The sequence below is a fragment of the Vibrio sp. TRT 2004 genome, assembly GCF_050113735.1.
GTDB lineage: Bacteria > Pseudomonadota > Gammaproteobacteria > Enterobacterales > Vibrionaceae > Vibrio.
Genome location: NZ_JBNJOH010000001.1, coordinates 97,801 through 118,356, shown reverse-complemented (window position 1 = coordinate 118,356; position 20,556 = coordinate 97,801). Strand labels below are relative to the sequence as shown.

The window sequence follows — 20,556 nt, the reverse complement described above, 5'->3', positions numbered from 1 at the left end:
TTATCTAAATAAATAATCCAAGGAGAGCTTATGAGGTGGTATTGGGCTGCTTTGTTGTCCTCGATTTTGAGTTTCCAAACATTGGGCTCTCAGTTGGTCATTCGTGCAGCAGATCAACAACCTATTGTTCTTACCCATGAACAAGTCACATCTCTCTTTCCACCAACGAGCTTTACCACCAGCCTCCCTTGGTTCGAAGATAAGAAAGACATTACTGGATTCAAGGTTTCTGATCTCCTAACACACCTTGGAATTAACGACGCTTTTTCTGTCTCTTTCCTTGCACTCAATGACTACGCGGCTAGCTCACAAATCAAAGATATCAAAAAGTATCAGCCTATTGTGGCGTATCAGATAGACAATCAACCCATTAAAGTTAGAAATAAAGGTCCTTATTGGCTGGTCTTTAATTTAGACCAATACCCAGAAATTGATAATGCTGTTTTCCACGCTCAAATGGTGTGGCAAATAGACGAGATACTCATACATAGAAACCAAGATGTGGCAGCGCAATAATTACAACCAATCATCCGCTATTCTCAAAAGGGCCAAGTATTTACTGCTCTTGCTCAGTCTTGTGGTCATCATCGCGAATCTCTACTTTCTTAGTGCGACTCGACAACACGCTCAGTCCTACAGCGAACAGCAAAATCAAGCTACATGGTTTTTATTCCAACTGAGTAAGGAGTTTTCGGAGCTCAATTCCATTCTTCCTTTTGCGGCAACGGATGAGGATTATCATCAACGAGCCCTGCTTAAGTACGAGCTCACTTGGAGTCGTTTTGATCTCCTTCTGACCAGTAGAGAAGCGGATACCTACATTGCGTTACCGGGAGCAAGAGTTTTCTTTTTGACACTATTTAGCCAATTCAAAGCACTCGAATCCCGTTTGGAACTTCTTAATCATCCTGATTACGTAGAGAAGGTCAGTGACGAGTTCAACACTCTTTACATGTCTATGATTCAGTATGTAAACACCAATTTTCGCATCAAGAGTCCGCTCTATCGCGATCAGATGAAGCAAGCACAGAATCTTAACGATATCCAGTTTGCCTCCTTGATGTTGCTTGTGTTGTGCGTCTGTCTAGCAATGTACATCTTCCATAAAGAGTCGGAGTACCATAAGCAACTCTCTCTCACAGATTCGCTAACAGGTATTGCTAATCGTTTGGCGATGTTTAGTGAATTAAAACGGAGAACAGATTCTGATACACCATTCAGTATTTTGCTACTTGACCTAAATAAATTTAAGCAAATCAACGATTATCATGGACACTATGCTGGGGATCAGGTAATTAAAGCAGTCACTAGGCGCTTAAGTCGTCTCGGGCTAGAATGCTACCGAATTGGTGGTGATGAATTTGCCGTCATATCAAATCAAACTGATCTGGCTGTAATAAATAAGACAATCGATACAATCCATCAAAACGTATTCAAACCAATTAAAATCAAAGATGGCACGCAATTCGAATTAACCACTAGCATCGGTATCGCTCGATATCCAGAAGATTCACTTAATGTCGCTGAGTTGTTAACCCATGCAGACCTAAGCATGTATTCCGACAAACGATCACACGAAATACATGCCGTCAGCAATCACTAATTGAGGCCTCTCGCCCTAACCAATGCTGATCTTAGGTCGTACTTTTCTATAATCCGGTAGGCGGTCGCTCTTGATATTCCTAAATATTTCGAGGCTTCTAGGACATTACCTTCATAAAGGAGTAAGGCATCACGTAAGCTTTCACCTTTATGACCGTTGTTAGGTGTAGAAAACTCCACATTGGCGGATATATCAAGATCTTGTGCTGAAATCACTCCAATGTCGTTCATCAGCACGGCACGCTTAACAATATTGATTAGTTCCCTTACATTTCCCGGCCAATGGTACCCAAGCAATCTTTGCCTTGCTCCCTCATCAAAATGAGAGACGTTACAATTATATTCAGCACTAAACTTTTTCATAAAAAATTCAGCCAAGACTAATATGTCCTGATCTCGCTCTCTTAACGCTGGTACATTAACCCGAAGCACATTCAATCTAAAGTAGAGATCTTGTCGGAAACGGCCTTCCCTAATCGCTTGTTCCAAATCAACGTGAGTTGCCGCAACCACCCGCACATTTACCCTGACCGGCTCATGACCTCCTAGTACGTCGATCGTTCCTTCTTGAAGAAACCGCAGCAAATTGGCTTGCTGAGTTAGGGGCAAGTCACCAATTTCATCCAAAAATAGTGTGCCATTATGTGCTAGCGCAATTTTACCCGTCCGGCTTGTGCTGGCTCCTGTGAAAGCCCCCTTTTCATGACCAAATAACTCAGAATGAACTAACTGTTCATTCAAAGCACCACAGTTCACCGCTACAAATGCCTCATTCGCTCGTGAGGATGCATCATGAATAGCTCTAGCAACTAATTCTTTACCTGTACCACTTTCACCACAAATTAGCGTGTTAACGTCCGTTGGCGCAACTTTGCCTATTTGTCGTTTCAGACGATGTACAACAGGAGAATCACCAATCAACGCTGTCGTCTTAACTTCAACAACATTTACTTTCGATTTTGTCAGTGAGTTGCTCTTCAAATCGAGCATTCCTAATTGATGACCTAGAGTTTTTACTACCATTTCTCTAGGCAAAGGACTGGTGTAATAATCAACACAATAGTATGAAATATAGTTGAGATCTTCACAGGTCATCAGCTCTCTTTGAGATTTGTCCAAGTAAGCAATAGTGCGAACTCCCAAGCCGATTCCATGGAGTACTTCTAATTGTTTACATTGGTATCGACCACATGAAAAGTCGAATACAACCACAAGTCTGTGTACATTCTTTAATATCTTTTTCGCAGTATCAACCGATGCTACAATTCGATAACTCCATCCCTGAGCAGACAAAATTCCTGACCATAGTTGATGATCACGCGAAATAACTAATATCGATACCGCTTGTTCTTCTCGCATAATAATACCTTCATCACCTTTAGAATCGGTAAGGGAAGCGAATGCTGATTGCGTAATCAGCAGCATCATCACTTAAACCAGAACTTACTTGTGTCACCATACTCAAGTTCTTGGTCAAAGCCATGGTTGAACCAATACCCAAAGTGGCACTATTGCCATCGCTGCCGATAACTTCTACCCAATCTCCTCCATCAAGTCTTTGTTTAGAGGTATTGCTCATAGATTGACTAAAGTTAATTGCGAGGCTCATCCGTTCGCTTATAGCAAAAGCCACGCCCAGACCATAATCCCAGCTATCACCAAGCTTAACGCTGCCAGACTGATTACCTGCTGCACTGCTGATGTCGTCAAACTGTTCTTCTAACTGGTGAGTATAATTAAGGTTTAAGAATACGATGGCAGGGTCGTAGGTTTTAACAATCGAGATCCCGGTACCTAACCCCCACACTCCATTACCCGTTGGCAGGTCATCGGGAACGTTAAGGTTGCCAGACTGGGATGATGAGGTCGCGATACCATATGGATCTTTACCGGTTGGTGCGGTCACCCGAAAGTTCCATACTAAATCAGGCGAGTCTGTGGTCTCTTTTAGAACACGGTAGTATATACCTGCACTGATATCCCCAATGCCCGAACTCGATACCTTGCCTGATTCTAAACCGTCGCTAGAGTTATTCTGACCCACAGTTTCATAATCTGACCAGCGGTAAACCGTCGGAACACTGAGTTCAGCCTGCCAGCGATCATCGATAGTGTAACGTCCAGAAAAGTCTAAGTTGAAGGTGTTAGAACGAACTCTATCTAAGTTGATGTCGCCAAGAAAAATCGAATCCAGCGCCAGAAAGCCACTTAATGCAAGATCCTTTCGATCAAAATAGCTGTAACGAAAAGCGGTTTCCAGAGTGAACTTACGTGTAAAGACATTACCCGCTTCTTGGTATACATCTTCTGCACTGCGGCTTTTCTGGCTCGACTCTTGAGGCTTAGTGGCATTAGTCGGCTTAGCTTTCGGAGTTTGAGTGTTGGCAGTCTGAGTCTCTGGGCGGGCTACCTGGGAAGAGCCAGCTGTTGCATCGATAGCAACTTTCTCAGGACGTGATAGGACGTTTTGTTGCTTATCACCATTAAGTTGAGATTTCATTTCCGCAGAAACGCGCTGGTTCTTTTTGACTAGGCTATCAATATTTCCCTGATGATTGATAAGCACTTGTTGATGGTTATTAACTGCCTGAATAACCTGCTGCATCACTTGCTGCTGTTGCTGCAACTGAGCTTTTAATGCTTCATTCGCCGCTTTTTGTTCAGCCAGTTGCTGAGATAAAGCGTCCACTTGATCATTGGCATGCAGATGCATGACAGGGCTGCTAGTTGCGATCAGGCAACTTATCGTAAGCGAGCTCCTTTTCATATTCACCTCCCGGATATGAACTCGCTTGATGTTAAGTTAATTTATGATTATTTACTGTTTCAAAAGTGAGATATCAATTAGAAGCATATGCGGTTTGCTTATAATCCCTTTAATAATGAATGAGATACCATCAAGTCTCGACTTTGCTTCCACGAGTCGGGAATCTTCACCTCCATTAACATTTGGTTCTGAACCACCAAATCGTCACCTTTGAGTTTTATACCTTGATAGGCTCCATGTGCCGATTTCAAGCTACGAATTTCTTGGATTGCTATGCTTTCTCCGATGGTCACTTTATATCCGACACGGTTCTCACCACCAGAGACTTGATAGTATTCAACTTGCGAGGAACCCGATAACGACGTTGAGGTTAACCCGCCACTATCCACCAACTTCAGCTCAGAGTCATTGCTTGCCGAGTTGCCATTCCCTGCAATTTGAACCAATTGAACCATTCCCGAACCATTGCCATGGATTCCGTTGTCATTAATGCTGTTTTGTAAATCACTGCCATCTAATGGAGTAACACTAACATTGTTGCCATTTACGACAACATCCATGCCAGCTGAACCTGATGAATTCGAATCACTCCAATGGGTGATCATTCGTACCCCAAAATAGAGATCCTCTCCAGAACGCGCGACTCGATACTTACCCCGCATCGTCGATAGTTGCTGCTCATCTACCAAGGTTGCTTGCATTGATTGCCAGTCAACCGCCGCATTAGCCTGAAAGCAGGTAAACAGACAAGCTGCCAAACATTTGATCTTCATTGTATTTCCCTTTTAGAACAACTCCGATGCATTGAAGCCAAAATCCATTAAGTTAAAGGCCGTTACCGGAGCAAACTGATCCTCCAGGGAACGTACCGTGAGCGGTGGAGAAGGCATGGCTAAAGGTGAGCTTTGATCATACCCCTGACCAACCACGGCCAGAACGACTCCTTGCCAACCCTGAGTAAACTGTTCAACAGACATAGTCAGGTTGCCGAGTGCAGGGTCTGCAATATAGACATTGCCACTCTTATCCACTCTCTTTAGCACGACAAAATGACGGTATCCTTTAATGTCTAGCAAGACGATGGTTGGAATAGGCAAGGCACTAAGCTTATCCGCCGGAATATTGTAACCTTGAACCCTCATGCCCAATCCTTGTTCGACATAGTTTTTGATGTCCAACATTGAAAAACCAAGCTTTCTCGCCGCTGTCGCATCCGATACCTGAAACATTCCGTTCATTACCTTTTGTTCATCGGTATCGATGTTGTATCCATAACGAAGCAAGGTAGCTAGTGAGGCGGCACCACAAGAAAAGTCGGTTTGTTGTCGTACGATATTTAGAAACTTTCTCTCTTTGATGCTGACCACTTCCTTCTGCATCGAACCTACCCCAGGTACCAAACCATCAAGGTAAACCGTGGCCGCTTGAGTCAGGGTCGACAGACATAATCCAACAGTCAAAAGACAAAATTTCATACTTATCCTTAAGCTTAAAAGGATGCCCTCCGAAGAGGGCATTTCGATATTTACACCATGTCGTTAGTTGCCGCGTGAAGCGACAAGCGTAACATTGTTGCTTTGCAAGTTGCCTAAGCCTGATGCTACGTTAACGCCGATAACACCTTTAGCACCTTTATAGCTGTTTGTGATTGTCGCTGTATTGCCTACGCTGACCAGGTCACTGTTACTACCAGTACCATTATCAGACACTGCAAACTTACTTAGCTGTACACTCTCAACAGCAAGACCTGCGAATTCAGCCATACCATCAACATCAACCGCTCCAGTTGTTGTTCTGGTTGCTGCTCCATTGGCAAACGAACCTTGAATGTTAGCTGCTACAGCCGGACCAGAGGTATTGCCATCAGCGATTTGCATTGCAACGTTATTGCTTTGACCATTCGCAACACCGACCGCCATGTTGGTACCAATCACACCCGTCGCACCGTTGAATGCATTGCTACCAAGTACTGCTGTATAAGCACCTGTGGCGTTGTAGTTCACTTCATTAATAACCGCAGCCTGGACGTTGACTGCACCAGTAGGAGCACCAGCATCGGTACCAGTTACTGAAGCCGCAACATTGTTTGCCTGAGCATTTAACTGGCCTGAAGCTATATTGACACCTAGGATACCTTTCGCGTCTTTAAATGAGTTCGACAGAGTCGCTTCACTTGCAAACAGCTCATTAGTCACAGTCATTGGATTGTTGGTACCCGTATTACCAGTACCTGCACCATTTAGCTGCGCGCCAATAACCTGAGCACTACCCGCAACCGCTACTGACGGCTGACCATCATTTGAAGAAAGTGCTACGTTGTTGGTTTGAGCGTTTGCCTGACCAGAAGACACGTTCGCGCCAACAATGCCTTTAGTACCATTATTGAACGATTCGGTTAGTGTCGCGCTATTTTCGAAACCACTTCCTAGCGATACATCCACTTCATCGAACTCTTGCAGACTAACTGCCGCCGCTGCTAATGTGCCATCTTGCGCACCGGATTGACCGTCAGCCGCAATCGCCACATTGTTCGATTGCGCGTTAGCCTGCCCAGCAGTAACGTTAGCACCAATTACACCACTTGCTTTAGCAAACGAACCTGTAAGTGTTGCAACATTTTCCGAAACCGTATCACTCGCTCCTAACGTCACATCACTACCATCAATCTCTTGAATGCTTGCCGCTAGCACACCACTAAAGCTTGATGTCGTGTCAATACCGTCCTGTTTAGAGAATGGGTTAGTTTCACCACCGCCAGAGCCATTACTAATCGCCACATTGTTAGCTTGCGCGTTAGTTTGGCCTGAAGACAGGTTAACTCCAACAACACCCGACACATCTGTGAATGAGCCTGCTAGCGTTGCTTGGTTCGAAACGGCAATGCCTTCTTGGATATCCGAAATGGTATTATTACTGATGACATCCTGATTTGATGCGGCAATAACTGAACCAGCGCCAGCACCGTCATCCGATGATTCATCTAAGGCAATCGCTACGTTATTAGCCTGAGCGTTACCTTGACCAGCCGCGTTATTCACGCCAACCACGCCAGACGCTCCATTAGTGAATGAGTTCTTAATTGACGCTGTATTGCTGATAGGAGCTTCGCTACCTTGATCGATGTTATTAGTATTCCCAACAACCGATTGTTCTGAGCTAGCTTTGGCTTTGATTAAATCGCCCTGAGAGTCATCTTGCTGATTGCTTGCATATAAACCAAGTGCAACGTTGTTACTTGCTGCATTAGCTTGGCCCGACGTGACGTTCACGCCAACCACACCACTGACTCCACCCTTAAACGAACCATCAATCGATGCATTGTTATCGATATAGCCATTACCACTTGCAAAGACATCATTTGAAGTCACGGCTTGCTGACTGGTTGCTTCAACTTGAAGTGCATCTGCTGTAGATTCATTCTGGTCGTTATACGAAGCCAAGGCGACGTTATTAGATTGCACATTCGACTGACCTGACGCCACATTGACACCCATGATGCCTGAAATGTCACTCGAGAAGTTAGAACTAATAGTTGCGCTTGACGTTAAGTCCGATTCACTGTCCGGTGAAATGTTTGACTGAGTGACGTTTTGTGTACTCTCCGCCACTACTTCAGAAGAGTCGACATCACCGTATGCACTGCTCATTGCAACATTGTTGGTTTGAGCATTGCCTTGACCTGCTGCGATATTCGCGCCAGTAATACCGGTAATATTATCTAGTGCATTACCAGTTAATGTCGCGTTTGAAGTTACTTCGTAGTTCTCCTCTCCCTCTGTCGCCATGGCGTTGCCTGAAACTGTTTGTTCAGAATTAGCCTTAACAACTCCACTAGTTCCAGACTGTGAGTCTATCCAACCAGCAACGGAGGCAACACTCACCTGGTTAGACTGGGCATTGAACTGACCAGCTGCAGCGTTAGCGCCTACTATGCCTTGTGAACCAGAGAAAGAACCTTTATTAATAGTGGCATTGTTGGTCACCTGACCAAGGCTAGCGTCTTGCGTCTGAGTTAATGTATTAGATGTGACAGATTGAGTTGACGATGCAACCACACTGACAGCATCAACAGGCCCGTTACCATTAGGCTCAGTCACCGCTACCGCAACGTTGTTGGTTTGAGCATTATTTTGTCCCGCGGCAGCGTTAGCACCAACGATACCATTCGCACCAACAAAACTCTTTGAAATCGTGGCATCATTGGTTGATGGGTTATTGTTGTTACCATCGTTATTGGTATAGCTTACAGAGTTGTTTTGTACACTTTGCTCGGCAAGGGCATTGACGTTAACTGTACTACCAGTATCTGGATCAGGTAGCGCCGTCACACCTAGCGATACATTGTTACTTTGTGCATTAAGATCGCCGGAAGCCACGTTAAGACCGAAAATGCCTTTCACAGCGTTAAACACATTATCGATCAGTGAAGTGTTGTTTTGGAATTGATGCGGGTCGCCATCAACAGTTACACTATTTCCATCCAGAGTCTGTTTACCTTTCGATGTCAGAGTAACGCTTGTCACTTCAGTCTGGTTATCTAAAGGTTGCTTGTTGTTAGTGTTAGCAGGTAGTCCATCAACACCTAATGTCTCACCAATATTTGCAGCTGGATTTCCTTCAGACGGATCACCTGAACCAACAGTAACAAAGTTGGCTAAAGCGACAGAGTTCGCTTGTTGGTTAGCCATTCCTGAAGTAACGTTAGCCCCACCAATGCCATTAGCACCTTTAAACGCGTCACCCTGAACTTTTGCGACATTGTCCGCACCCAGTGAGTTCACCGTGTTTCCTTCAACCTCACCACCATCAGTGCGGGCAAGTCCAAGGTATTGTTCAGAGGCTGCTGTCAATGTTAGTTCGCTAGCATCTTCGGCATTACCCATAGCAACATTATTGGTCTGCAAGTTTGATACACCCGCGGCAACGTTTGTGCCGATAACGCCTTTGGCACCCTTAAATGCACCGTCTAAAGTTGCACTGTTGTCATTATCGCCACCAAAGTCTTTTTTCATCGACAGGTTTTCACCACTGCTCGCTTGCGCAGAACCAGCTCTAACTGAAGCAGCCTCATCTAAATTACCTTCAGCACGTGTACCCATAGAGGCTTGGTTGCTACCTTGGTTATAAAATCCCGCAGCAACGTTTGAATGCACAACCCCTGTTGCATCATCAAATGCACCACTGCTTAATGAGGCGTTATTTGTGATTCCCGTATCGGAAACACCTGGAGCATTAAATGTTACATCCACCCAGTTGTCCGCAGAGACCTGTAAATTATTGGCCTCTACTTCAAGCCCATCTGCATAGGCAGGCGCAGATAGGATCGTTCCGATGATTACCGCTAACGGTACCTTATTCCATTGTTTTTCCATGGTGTTTTTTCCTCATTTCATTGAGATTAATTTATGGTTGTTGGCATTTGGAATGTATTGCGCACGGTATTGCCACTACCGGCGATTTGGCTCATTTGAATAACTCCGCTAGCTCCGTTTAGAGCAAGTGGAGCGATGTCGACTGAAAGGTCATCACCTTTCACTGAATATCCTCTATCAGAGATCGCTGCTGACTGAGAGCTGAGATCAGCCACTTCCCAGCTCACTTCAGAACTAGGGGCGAAAATGATGATGTTGTGCTGTTGATTACTGTTACCAGCCGCTAGGTTGGCACTGATATAGCCACCAGCACTATCGAATGCAGCTGATTCAATAGACGCCGAAGCAGAAGAAGCGATCTTTGAACTTTGTGTTGAAGAGATGATAGTTAACTCATAGTCACCCTGAGCTGAGTAGACAAAGTTACTGCTTTGAACATTGTGCTCACCAGCAGCGATATTGACGGTAATAGCCCCTTCCGCCCCTTGAAACGTAGACGGACCTAAAGTGACTAACTCTTGTGCTGAGAGTTGAAGGCTAAATAAACTTGTTATTATCAGAATTACTTTTTGCATTATCCCTAACCTGAAGCCAATTCGGATTCACATTAGGTAGAGCAACGCTCATGCCAAAAAATAAACAACTAAAAATCAACACCTTATGATAAAAAGTTAGATATATCAGTCTCACATGAGACAGTGTAGTGAGACAGGTGAGACACATGTGAAACAGCCATTTCTTTCTTAAAGACATAAAAAAGCCCCTCAAATGAGGGGCAAAGTTCCATCGCTTATAGTTATAATTTTTGTGCCAGTAACTGGTTAGCCGAAGTCACCATTGACATAACCTCTTGTGCGGTCGTCTTTTGGCTCACTGAAAATAATCTGCGTATCATTGTGTTCTACAAGTTCACCCATGAGGAAGAAGGCCGTGCGATCTGAGATTCGACGCGCTTGTTGCATTGAGTGAGTCACGATGACAATGGTGTAGTTCTTTTTCAGCTCTTCCATCAACTCTTCTATTTTGTGCGTCGCGATTGGGTCTAAGGCTGAAGTAGGTTCATCCATCAGAATAACATCAGGTTCCATCGCAATGGTACGTGCGATACAAAGACGTTGCTGCTGACCACCAGACAAGCCAAACGCATGGGACTTAAGACGATCTTTCACTTCATCCCACAACGCCGCGCCGCGCAATGAACGTTCGACCACTTCATCAATATGCTTTTTGTCTTTAATCCCCTGAGCACGTAAGCCATAAGCGACATTTTCGTAGATGCTCATTGGGAATGGGTTTGGCTTTTGGAACACCATTCCTACTTTTATACGTAGGTCTGCAACATCGATATTACCGTAGATATCGTCGCCATCCATCTCTAGACGACCGGTAATCTTAACCCCTTCAATCAGATCGTTCATACGGTTAAGGCAGCGTAATAATGTTGACTTACCACAGCCAGAAGGGCCAATCAGCGCCGTTACCTGACGTTCTGGTACAGGTAAGTTAATCGATTTCAGGGCTTGGTTTTCACCATAAAAAAGATCTAGGTTTTCAATATTAAATTTGTTCATTTTCTTAATCTCTTAAATTCTGTAATTCGTGTTTAACTTGTGCTGAAAGGGTTAGTACGTCGCTTTATTAAAGTAGCTCGCAATAAATTTCGTTGCCGTATTGATCAGTAAGACCACAACAATCAGCACTGTCGCTGTACCGTATGCCTGATTCCACTCATCAATAGTGAACAGCTCGGTAGTTAGCTTATAAAGGTGAACCGTCAGCGTGCGTCCCGAATCCAGTAAAGAATCAGGGATTCGCGCAACCATACCTGCGGTTAAGAAAACAGGCGCAGATTCACCAATTACACGACCAATACTCAGAATGACCGAAGTTAAGATACCTGGTGTCGCACTTGGTAAGATAAGACGCCAAATAGTGTAAATTTTCGAAGATCCCAATGCATAAGAACCTTCACGATAAGTTTGAGGCACTGCCATGAGTGCTTCTTCCGTCGTACGGATAATCACCGGAAGAATAAGAATACTTAGAGTCAAAGCACCCGATAGAATCGAGAAACCCAAGCCAAGGATCGCCACAAAGAATGTCATACCAAATAGACCAAAGATGATCGATGGAATACCTGCTAATGACTCGGTACAGAAACGAATTACTTTGACTAGACGACTTCCGACTTTGGCATACTCAGTTAGGTAGATTGCCGTCATAATGCCAAGTGGTGCAGCTACAGCGATCGATGCGATAACCATATATATGGTCGACACAATCATAGGAAAAATACCTTTCTCCTCACCCGTTGCGGTGTAGCTATCGGTAATGAATGCCCAATCTACGTGCTTTAGCCCGTTCGACAGAATGTACCAAATAATCCAAAACAGGAATCCAACGGTAAGTGCGGCAGAAGCCCAAACAAAAGCATTCAAGATATTATCTTTTGTCTGACGCGCCTTTTTCAGCTTTGCAGTGTCCATTTGCGAGACCTTTGACTGATTAGGTGATGATTTAATAGCAGACATGATTATTACCTCGCCTTCTCACGGTTCAGGTACAGCAGAACGGCATTAAGAGACATAATAAATACCAGTAGAACAACACCTGTAGCGTATAGAGCGTTGGCGTGAACACCACTTGCGTAAGACATTTCGATTGCAATATTAGCAGTCAGTGTACGTGCTGAATCGAGGATACCTTCTGGCATCGCAGGGGCGTTACCCATCACCATAATGATCGCCATTGTTTCACCTAACGCTCGGCCGATACCTAATATCACACCTGTCATAATACCGCTACGCGCAGCTGGAACTAGCAGTTTGAAAATAGTAAATATTTTCGAGGCACCAAGTGCTAATGAGCCTTCTTTGTAGGTACGTGGAACCGCACGAATGGACGTTTCAGATACGGTGATAACTGTAGGAAGAATCATCACACCAAGTACGATAATACCCGCCAAAATCGTGTTACCCGCAGGCACATCAAAGATTTCTTGAATCAGCGGAACGATGATGACCAAACCAAAGAAACCATAAACCACAGAAGGGATGCCCGCGAGTAGCTCTACCGCAGGGCGAATAATATCCGCCACACGCTTTGGTGCGATTTCAGCAATATAGATTGCCGTTAAAACACCGATAGGAACCCCTACCACAACCGCACCTAAGGTAGAAACCACAGAGGCGACAATCATGGTTGCCACACCATACAGTGCAGGTGGTAACCAATCTTGTCCAAGCACGATGCCAGAAACACCCGCTTCTTGGAACGCTGGGATACTTTCTTTAACGATGAAGTAAGCGATAACCGCTAGAGAGACAATACCGATAACCGCACTGGTAAGAAATAGTCCGTGGAAAATTCGTTCTTTCCAATCCACACGCTTTTTAGCGCGCAGACCTGGCTTATTCAATTGAGTCAATTCAGTATTCATAAGCTTTTCACTATTTGCGATGGTCATATGAAAATCTCGCAGTTCGAGCTGCAAAGCAGAGTCGAAATGGATTGAAAACGCTCAGCCCGAAGAAGTGGGCTGAGCAAAGTTAAGGGGGCCAACTGAGATTAGTTAACTGAGATGTAGCCTTTTTTGCCTACTAGATTTTGTGCTTCAGGCGTCACCATCCAATCTAGGAACTTTTGAGTTTCTGCTGATGGTTTACCTTCTTTGTAAAGAACTAGGAATGGGCGTGCAACTTTATAAGATCCGTTCTTAACATTGTCCACATTTGCCGGTACACCATCGATTGAGAGTGCATTGACTGTGTTATCTACTGTGCCCAAAGAAATATAACCAATCGCGTAAGGGTTTGAAGCAACCATTGTTTTTAGTGCACCGTTACCATTTGCCACTTGTGCACGCTGAGAGATTGCAGAAACACTCTTGCCAGAAACTTTCTTCTTAAGTTGCATGATGTCTTCGAAAGCACCACGTGTGCCAGACGCTGTATCACGAGTGATCGCGACGATTGGCTTATCTGCACCACCAACATCTTTCCAGTTAGTGATTTCGCCTTTATAAATAGCCGTTACTTGTTCGCCAGTTAACATTTCTAAACCATTCTTTGGGTTAACGACAACTGCGATGCCGTCTAGCGCGATTGTTAGTTCTTTAAGAGCAGGCTCTTTTTCAGAATCTTTTAGGTTACGCGAAGACATGCCTAAATCCGCGCTGCCATTTTTGGCCGCTTTAACACCCGCAGAAGAACCAGGTCCTTGTACTTCAATAAAGATGTTTGGGTTTGTTTTCATGTATGTTTCAGAGAAAACTTCCATCAGTGGAGTTACGCTGCTAGAACCTACAGCAGAGATCGTTTCCTTAGCAGAAACTGAAGTCACTGCCATTGCGCCTAGAAGTGCGATTGCACCGATTACTGTCTTTTTCATCACATTATCCTTAAGTGGCGTTATTGCCGTTGTGTTTAACTTGAACGCTGCCCACTTTAGGACTCAAATATGACAGTTGTGTTTCACTTAGTTGAAGCCTCTATGACAAAGGTAAAAATCTTTCAATACTCAAAATAAAATTGTAACCCTAGGTTAACCAAACATAAGTACCCTCTCACACAAACCAAGCAACACCCTGTAAGACTATGTTAAATAATCTAATTCCTTAGTGACCCTGCACCGTGCAGTGTTTTACAATAGCGCGAATTATTGATTGCATTATCGATAATGCAAATTAGAATGATTATCAAATAAATATAATAATATCTTTTATCAGAAGAGGACTATTCATGCGCCAGTTATTAAGTGGCTTATCTATCAAGCTGCAAGTTGTTGTGCCTGTAGTATTTACAATACTGCTCCTTATTGCAGGCATCAGCTACAGCACTTCTACCCTGAAGAATGCCTTTAACCAAGTGACCGTTTCTACCCATGATGTTATTCAGCACAAAGATGAGCTGACTAAGATTATTGATAATACCTACGGAATGCGCATTAAGGCTATCTACAGCCTGTTCCGCGCGGAAGATGTTGCGCAATTACAAGTCACGCTTCGTACGAAACAGACAGAGAATCTGCGCCTACTCGATAATTTGCGTGATATAGACGGTCTCCAGCGTGAGATCGAGCAAATGGAACTCGCTATCGAGGATTACGTTAGCTATTCGATAGAAACGATGATTCCGTTACTCAACAAAAAACACGGTCAATCTGTGACCTCAAGTGATTTTGATAACCAGTACAATCAAGCTTCTGGCATTTACCGTGATAAAGGTAAACAGATGGTAGACGCTATCGACAGTCTATCGAAAAAACTAAACCAGATTGCTCTCGCTGAAGTGGAACAGAATGAAGAAATTCACTCAGGCGTCATGTTCAATTCGGTGGTAGGATTGGCTATTGTTCTATTGGCCGCGTGTGCAATCAGTTGGCTACTTGCTGGCGTCATCGTGACACCAATTAAGCAACTTCAGAAAGCAATGAAAGAGCTCGCTGAAGGCAATTTACGTATCACTGTAGCTGAAGAAGGCAACAATGAAATTACTGCACTGTCGCGCGACTTTAACGCGACCGTTGTTCAACTGAAAACAACGGTAGACTCACTGGTTAGAATCAGTGTCGATGTGGCTTCTGCGTCAACGGAACTCGCAGCGGTAATGACTCAATCAAGCGTGAACTCAGATCAAGAAAAGAATGAAGTTGAGCAAGTCGCTTCGGCTATCAACCAAATGGAAACCACCGCTTCGGAAGTAACACAAAATGCTAACCTAGCAGATGCAGCCTCAAGCAGTGCAAATAAACTTGCTCGCGAAAGTCTAGAGATTTTTGAGCAAAACACTCGTGCAAGCATCAAGATGGCTGACCAACTGGCCCAAGCTGCAAACGTAGTCACTAATCTTAAAGAACAGTCTGAGCAAATTGGCAAAGTCATTGAAGTGATTGAAAGCATTTCTGAGCAAACCAACTTGCTGGCTCTTAACGCCGCAATCGAAGCCGCGCGTGCGGGCGAGAGTGGGCGTGGATTTGCCGTAGTCGCTGACGAAGTTCGTATGCTAGCCGCACGTACTCAAGAATCGACGAAAGAGATTCAGACCATCATTGAAGAGCTGCAAACACAATCAGGTACTGCAAACGACAGCATGAGTTCAAGCTTGGATCTGCTTGCACAGAATCAACAACAAGCTGAGCAAGTTCGTAGTGCATTGCACAACATTAGTGCGTCTATCTCTGAACTCACCACGTTAAACGCACAAGTGGCTGTCGCCTCCGAAGAGCAAGGTCAAGTCACTGCTGACATCAATACAAATCTTGGCAACATCTATGAATTAGTAAGCCAAAACGTGACAGGTATTACTCAGTCTGCGGCGGCGAGCCAAGAACTCTCAACCCTTGCAGAAAACCAAAAGCAACAACTTGGTTTCTTTAAAGTCTAACGAGTACACTGCCCTAGCGCAGTGATAATCCCCGCCAAAGAATGGGTGGTGAACAATCAAAAAGGGTTGCCATTACAGCAACCCTTTTTCGTGACATTATCTTGTTATCTGACGGCTTATTCGTCGTCTGTTTTCGGTGCGACTTTCTTTTTCGGAATGAATACCGTATCACCCACAGCAACATTCTGATGGAAACTCTTATCGCGTTTAACGGGTTTCTTGGCTGCTTTCTTAGCTTGTGGTGCCGCTTTCTTCGCAGACTTACCTTTACCACGATAATCGGGTTTATTAGGACGTAAGCCTTTAAATTTACCTTTCAGCCCTTCAAGCTCAGAGAATGCTAAATCTTGCTGTAAAAACGCCTCTACACGCTTAAAGCTATCCCAGTCTTTTGGCCCAACCAAAGAAACTGCGTCACCTTTATTACCTGCTCGACCAGTACGACCGACTCGGTGAACATATTCTTCAGTATGTTTCGGCATATCAAAGTTAACCACGTGCGTAACGCTAGCAATATCCAAACCGCGAGAAGCAATATCGGTTGTGACAAGAATCTTAAACACAGCACGTTCAAACTGACTCATAATCGTATTGCGCTGAGTCTGAGTTAAGCCACCGCTAAGCGCAATCGCTTTCAGCTTTTTCTCATTCAGCTTGGCGGTCAGTCTTTCCGTATCGGCACGGGTCGCCGTAAAGATAATCAGCTGCTTGTAGTTCTCTTGCTCTAAGATACGTTCTAAAATCGCTTCTTTATGATCTAAGTGATCACACAAGTAAAACTTCTGAGTGATATCTGTGTGCTCTGCGCTACCTGCACCAATCGCAATACGTTTTGGCGCATCAAGCATTTCGAAAGCGATGTCATTCACTTCAGCATGATCAAGTGTGGCAGAGAACATGAGAGTTTGACGACGGCGATGCTTAGCAGCAAGGTGAATACGGCGCAGTTCAGGAGCAAAGCCCAAGTCAAGCATGCGGTCTGCTTCATCAAGAACAAGTGTTTCAAGTCCATCTAAGAACAGTGAACGATGTTCTAAGTGGTCGGCTAAACGCCCTGGCGTCGCAACAATGAACTTAGGGTAGCGGCGTAGTGCTTTCACCTGATCATTAAAGTTCTCACCACCAACAATCAGAGTCGCGTCGTACGTCAGGCCACCCAGCATAGAACGTAGTTCGCCGTAAACCTGTTTTGCCAACTCACGCGTTGGTGCAAGAATCAATGCGCGAGGATCTTTTGCAGAGAATGCTTTGTTTTTTAATGACTTGTGCAACATAGGCAAAACAAAAGCCAACGTCTTACCAGAACCCGTTTTCGAAGAAGCCAACAGATCTTTACCTGCAATCGCGACCGGGATCGCTTGTTGCTGTATTTCTGTCGCCTTCTTAAAGTCAAAATGCTTTAAGTTCTTGAGTAAGCGATTGTCTAAACCTAAATCTTTAAATTGCAAAGTATTCTCCATTTGATCATTAAGTGTCGCAGGCGAAGCTTATGATGGAGCCTTACAACACGGGAATTAATAAAAACAGGCTATGATAACTGGATTCGCTCAAGGAGGATAGAGATCACATAAAATAATATCGAATGTCACTAATGCGATAAAAGTATCACTTTTATTGCCTTACATTCATTGCTCTCACCAATGAGACGTGGGTCAACTAATTCGATAATTACCTAAAATCTTGGGTTTTTTTGACTTTTTCTGACTTTTGGAAGCGTAAGATTAGGGCTACACTAATTGACGTTACTATACACAAAAAGGTATAGGACATTTTATTGATACTTATACATGCAAGGAGTTCACTTATGAACAAAATGTTGATCGCAGCTGCAGCATCTTCTGTGCTTCTACTAGCTGGTTGTGCGTCTGGTCCAGACGAAGCTACTACTGCGAAAATGGATGAACTGAGCAATCAAGTAAGCCAGCTAAGCCAAGACGTTCAAGCTCTTCAATCAGAAGTTCGTAAGTCTGGTGATGCGGCTATGGCAGCTCAAGAAGAAGCAGCTCGTGCAAATGAGCGTATCGACAACATTGCTCAGTCTTACACTAAGTAATTACGTCTTTTAAAAGAAAGGGTCTGCATGCAGACCCTTTCTTTTTTGTTCTTTAGTTGATAAAGCTTGGTGCGACGATTTCGACGGGAACACCGTTTTGAGCAAGGATTGCGGCTCGAGCCTTAACATCCGACTGGTCAAATTCTTCCAACCACCATGTCAGTTCTTGCGGCATGATTAAAGGTTTCTTGATGCCATCACTACGAGTCAAAGGCTCATGAGCTTCGAGAAAGACACTTCGATCTGGCTCTAATGCCACCTTGATAGGTTCATTGATCACACGTACCTTCTCCCCTAACTGAACCTGTGAAAACAACCACTCGATATCTTTCGGATCCATGCGAATACAACCTGAACTGACTCTAAGTCCGATACCAAAATCTTTGTTGGTCCCATGAATTAGATAGTCTCCAGCGCCGTACGCCAAGCGTAACGCGTATTCTCCTAGTGGGTTTTCAGGACCGGCCGGTACAACCGCTGGTAGCTCGATGCCTTTGGCAAGATACTCTTTTCGAATCGATGCTGGTGGAGTCCACGTAGGATTTGGACGTTTCTGGCTGATTTTAGTCTCCATTTCTGGAGTATCACGCCCTATACGTCCAATGCCGACAGGGAAAATATGTACCTTATTGATCTCAGGTTCAAAATAGTAGAGTCGTAACTCAGCTAAGTTGATCACGATTCCCTGACGTTCAACATTAGGCAAAATGATTTGGGTCGGAATAGTCAATACGTAGTCTACAGTGGGAAGAAAGGGATCTACCCCCTTATTTGCAGCCATAAGAGAGAGAAAACCAACATCGTATTGCTTGGCGATATTCGCCAATGTGTCACCTTCTTGCACCTTATGATATTGAGTTCTGCCTACTATACTGCTTTCTTTGGCAGGCAAGTCGTAAGTAGCCGCAAATAAAGGCGAACTTATACAACAAAAGAACGCGATAAACTTACGTACCATTCACATTGTCCTTAGCATCTTTATAAAGGGTTAAGGTTATCTCTCTTTCGGTCTTATGATCAACTATTGGTGACGGATATGACAATTCCTTTGCTTTACTCCACTTCCAGGGTTGATGGATAAACTGGCGAGGTACTTTGGCTAGCTCAGGAATCCATTGGTAAACAAAGTCACCTTGAGGGTCGAATTTCTCTCCCTGAGAAATGGGGTTAAAGATCCTGAAATAGGGTTGGCCGTCACAACCGGTAGAAGCGCACCACTGCCAGCCACCATTATTGGCCGCATAGTCACCGTCGATGAGATGCGAGATAAAGTATCGTTCGCCGACACGCCAATCTAGATGCAGGTCTTTGACTAAAAAACTGGCCACAATCATTCTTAATCGATTATGCATCCAGCCAGTCTGGTTTAGCTGCCTCATTGCTGCATCAACAATGGGATAGCCTGTGTGTCCTGTTTGCCAAGCTATCACTGCGCTGGCTGAATCTCGCCAAGTAAGTGAATCTCCCCATTCAACAAAGCTCTTGCCTTTACTCAACTTATCTTCAAAGTAGATCAAGTGCTGATAAAAGTCGCGCCAGACTAATTCAGTTAGCCAAACTTCTCTTCCTGCGGTAAGTGGTAATGTCTGACTATCATGGAGACGGGCCATGCACTGACGTATCGATAAGGCCCCTATAGCTAAATAGGGAGATAGCATACTGGTGCCGTTGATCGATGGAATATCCCTTTGCTGATCATACTGATCACAACGTTCAAAAACAAAACGTCGAAGTTGACCAATGATAGCATTGGTTTCGACAGAGTAACTTGCACTGCACACGCGAGGGTAATCTAGCGCACAAGCCGACGAAAACCGTTCTATGCCATCTATGGATTGAAGCTCAGCTTTGCAGTCGACAGGCTTTGCTTTCAGTACGCTAATAGGCTGTTGGTACAATTTGGTAAGATATGCGCGTTTAAACGGGGTAAAAACCTTGAAGTAGTCCCCTTGTTTATTGAGCACACTGCCCGGTCTCAACGCACACTTGTCATCGACCCCTATCACTTCGATATCTGAATCGCTCAGTTGCTGTTCTAAATATGAATCGCGATTTCGCTCGTCAACTTCATACTCCTTATTGTAGAAAACGCCGCTCACTGAGTTAGCTTGTGCCAAATCAGCCACTCTCTCTGCCGCCTGTGTAAACGTCTCTACTTGCACATAGAATAGAGGGACATTGAGTAAATCAAGATCATTGCGCAATTCGCATAAGCGACGAAAGATCAAGTCTGCCTGAATAGGTGCCAAGCCGTGACGCTGCCAAGTCTTAGGAGTTGCAACATAAATGGCTGCGACAGGTTGGCCTGATGCTAATGCTAAGTTCAAGGCGCGGTTATCTTCGACACGCAGGTCTCTACGTAGCCATACTAACTTCATC

Annotated in this window: 17 protein-coding genes; 4 read left to right on the top strand and 13 right to left on the bottom strand. The window is 44.4% G+C overall.

Going from position 1 to position 20,556, the window contains the following annotated elements; genetic code table 11:
• Nucleotides 1-30 precede the first annotated feature (30 nt).
• Together ACQEXR_RS00520 and ACQEXR_RS00515 are read left to right on the top strand one after the other, a co-directional pair.
• Nucleotides 31-516, top strand: a complete 486-nt coding sequence (locus ACQEXR_RS00520) for a hypothetical protein (protein WP_331427217.1) — start codon at nucleotides 31-33, stop codon at nucleotides 514-516.
• Nucleotides 500-1,603, top strand: coding sequence for a GGDEF domain-containing protein (locus ACQEXR_RS00515; RefSeq protein ID WP_426950872.1), 1,104 nt, complete (start codon nucleotides 500-502; stop codon nucleotides 1,601-1,603). The genes ACQEXR_RS00520 and ACQEXR_RS00515 overlap by 17 nt, the downstream gene beginning before the upstream one ends.
• Here ACQEXR_RS00515 and ACQEXR_RS00510 read toward each other — a convergent pair.
• From ACQEXR_RS00510 to ACQEXR_RS00465, 10 genes are all read right to left on the bottom strand, one after another.
• Nucleotides 1,600-3,030: a sigma 54-interacting transcriptional regulator gene (locus ACQEXR_RS00510; RefSeq protein WP_426950870.1), complete on the bottom strand. Its 1,431-nt coding sequence runs from the start codon at nucleotides 3,028-3,030 to the stop codon at nucleotides 1,600-1,602. The two genes, ACQEXR_RS00515 and ACQEXR_RS00510, sit on opposite strands and share 4 nt — an antisense overlap.
• Nucleotides 2,981-4,369, bottom strand: a complete 1,389-nt coding sequence (locus tag ACQEXR_RS00505; RefSeq protein ID WP_426950868.1) for a transporter — start codon at nucleotides 4,367-4,369, stop codon at nucleotides 2,981-2,983. Before ACQEXR_RS00505 ends, ACQEXR_RS00510 begins: the two co-directional genes overlap by 50 nt.
• Nucleotides 4,370-4,467: 98 nt before the next feature.
• Complete coding sequence (locus ACQEXR_RS00500) at nucleotides 4,468-5,142, bottom strand: hypothetical protein (RefSeq protein WP_138970579.1); 675 nt, start codon at nucleotides 5,140-5,142, stop codon at nucleotides 4,468-4,470.
• A 12-nt stretch (nucleotides 5,143-5,154) separates the two neighbouring features.
• Entirely contained in the window at nucleotides 5,155-5,844 is a 690-nt protein-coding gene (locus ACQEXR_RS00495) for a C39 family peptidase (RefSeq protein ID WP_138970580.1), read from the bottom strand.
• Nucleotides 5,845-5,907: 63 nt separating this feature from the next.
• Entirely contained in the window at nucleotides 5,908-9,741 is a 3,834-nt protein-coding gene (locus tag ACQEXR_RS00490; RefSeq protein WP_427019577.1) for a beta strand repeat-containing protein, read from the bottom strand.
• 26 nt (nucleotides 9,742-9,767) lie between these two features.
• A complete protein-coding gene (locus ACQEXR_RS00485) occupies nucleotides 9,768-10,316 on the bottom strand; it encodes a hypothetical protein (RefSeq protein WP_427019576.1) in 549 nt (182 codons plus the stop codon).
• Between the two features lie 246 nt (nucleotides 10,317-10,562).
• Nucleotides 10,563-11,312 carry a phosphate ABC transporter ATP-binding protein PstB gene (gene pstB, locus ACQEXR_RS00480; RefSeq protein ID WP_138970583.1) on the bottom strand — a complete coding sequence of 250 codons (750 nt, stop codon included), beginning with the start codon at nucleotides 11,310-11,312 and terminating at the stop codon, nucleotides 10,563-10,565.
• Between the two features lie 51 nt (nucleotides 11,313-11,363).
• Nucleotides 11,364-12,227, bottom strand: coding sequence for a phosphate ABC transporter permease PstA (gene pstA, locus ACQEXR_RS00475; RefSeq protein ID WP_138970602.1), 864 nt, complete (start codon nucleotides 12,225-12,227; stop codon nucleotides 11,364-11,366).
• 50 nt (nucleotides 12,228-12,277) lie between these two features.
• Nucleotides 12,278-13,207, bottom strand: coding sequence for a phosphate ABC transporter permease subunit PstC (pstC, locus tag ACQEXR_RS00470; RefSeq protein WP_426950862.1), 930 nt, complete (start codon nucleotides 13,205-13,207; stop codon nucleotides 12,278-12,280).
• A gap of 101 nt (nucleotides 13,208-13,308) precedes the next feature.
• Complete coding sequence (locus ACQEXR_RS00465; protein WP_331418153.1) at nucleotides 13,309-14,130, bottom strand: phosphate ABC transporter substrate-binding protein; 822 nt, start codon at nucleotides 14,128-14,130, stop codon at nucleotides 13,309-13,311.
• Between the two features lie 350 nt (nucleotides 14,131-14,480).
• Here ACQEXR_RS00465 and ACQEXR_RS00460 point away from each other — a divergent pair, with 350 nt between their 5' ends.
• The gene (locus ACQEXR_RS00460) at nucleotides 14,481-16,124 is read left to right on the top strand and encodes a methyl-accepting chemotaxis protein (protein ID WP_426950860.1); all 1,644 of its coding nucleotides are present in this window, start codon (nucleotides 14,481-14,483) and stop codon (nucleotides 16,122-16,124) included.
• Nucleotides 16,125-16,240: 116 nt separating this feature from the next.
• Here ACQEXR_RS00460 and ACQEXR_RS00455 read toward each other — a convergent pair whose 3' ends face one another.
• Nucleotides 16,241-17,584: a DEAD/DEAH box helicase gene (locus tag ACQEXR_RS00455; RefSeq protein WP_138970586.1), complete on the bottom strand. Its 1,344-nt coding sequence runs from the start codon at nucleotides 17,582-17,584 to the stop codon at nucleotides 16,241-16,243.
• Between the two features lie 344 nt (nucleotides 17,585-17,928).
• Between ACQEXR_RS00455 and ACQEXR_RS00450 the strand changes: the two genes are divergently transcribed.
• Nucleotides 17,929-18,177: an Lpp/OprI family alanine-zipper lipoprotein gene (locus ACQEXR_RS00450; protein WP_006880552.1), complete on the top strand. Its 249-nt coding sequence runs from the start codon at nucleotides 17,929-17,931 to the stop codon at nucleotides 18,175-18,177.
• 52 nt (nucleotides 18,178-18,229) lie between these two features.
• Here the strand turns inward: ACQEXR_RS00450 and ACQEXR_RS00445 are convergent, their stop codons facing one another.
• Entirely contained in the window at nucleotides 18,230-19,135 is a 906-nt protein-coding gene (locus ACQEXR_RS00445; RefSeq protein WP_426950859.1) for a L,D-transpeptidase family protein, read from the bottom strand.
• Nucleotides 19,125-20,555 carry a deoxyribodipyrimidine photo-lyase gene (gene phrB, locus ACQEXR_RS00440; protein WP_426950858.1) on the bottom strand — a complete coding sequence of 477 codons (1,431 nt, stop codon included), beginning with the start codon at nucleotides 20,553-20,555 and terminating at the stop codon, nucleotides 19,125-19,127. The genes ACQEXR_RS00445 and phrB overlap by 11 nt, the downstream gene beginning before the upstream one ends.
• Nucleotide 20,556 lies beyond the last annotated feature (1 nt).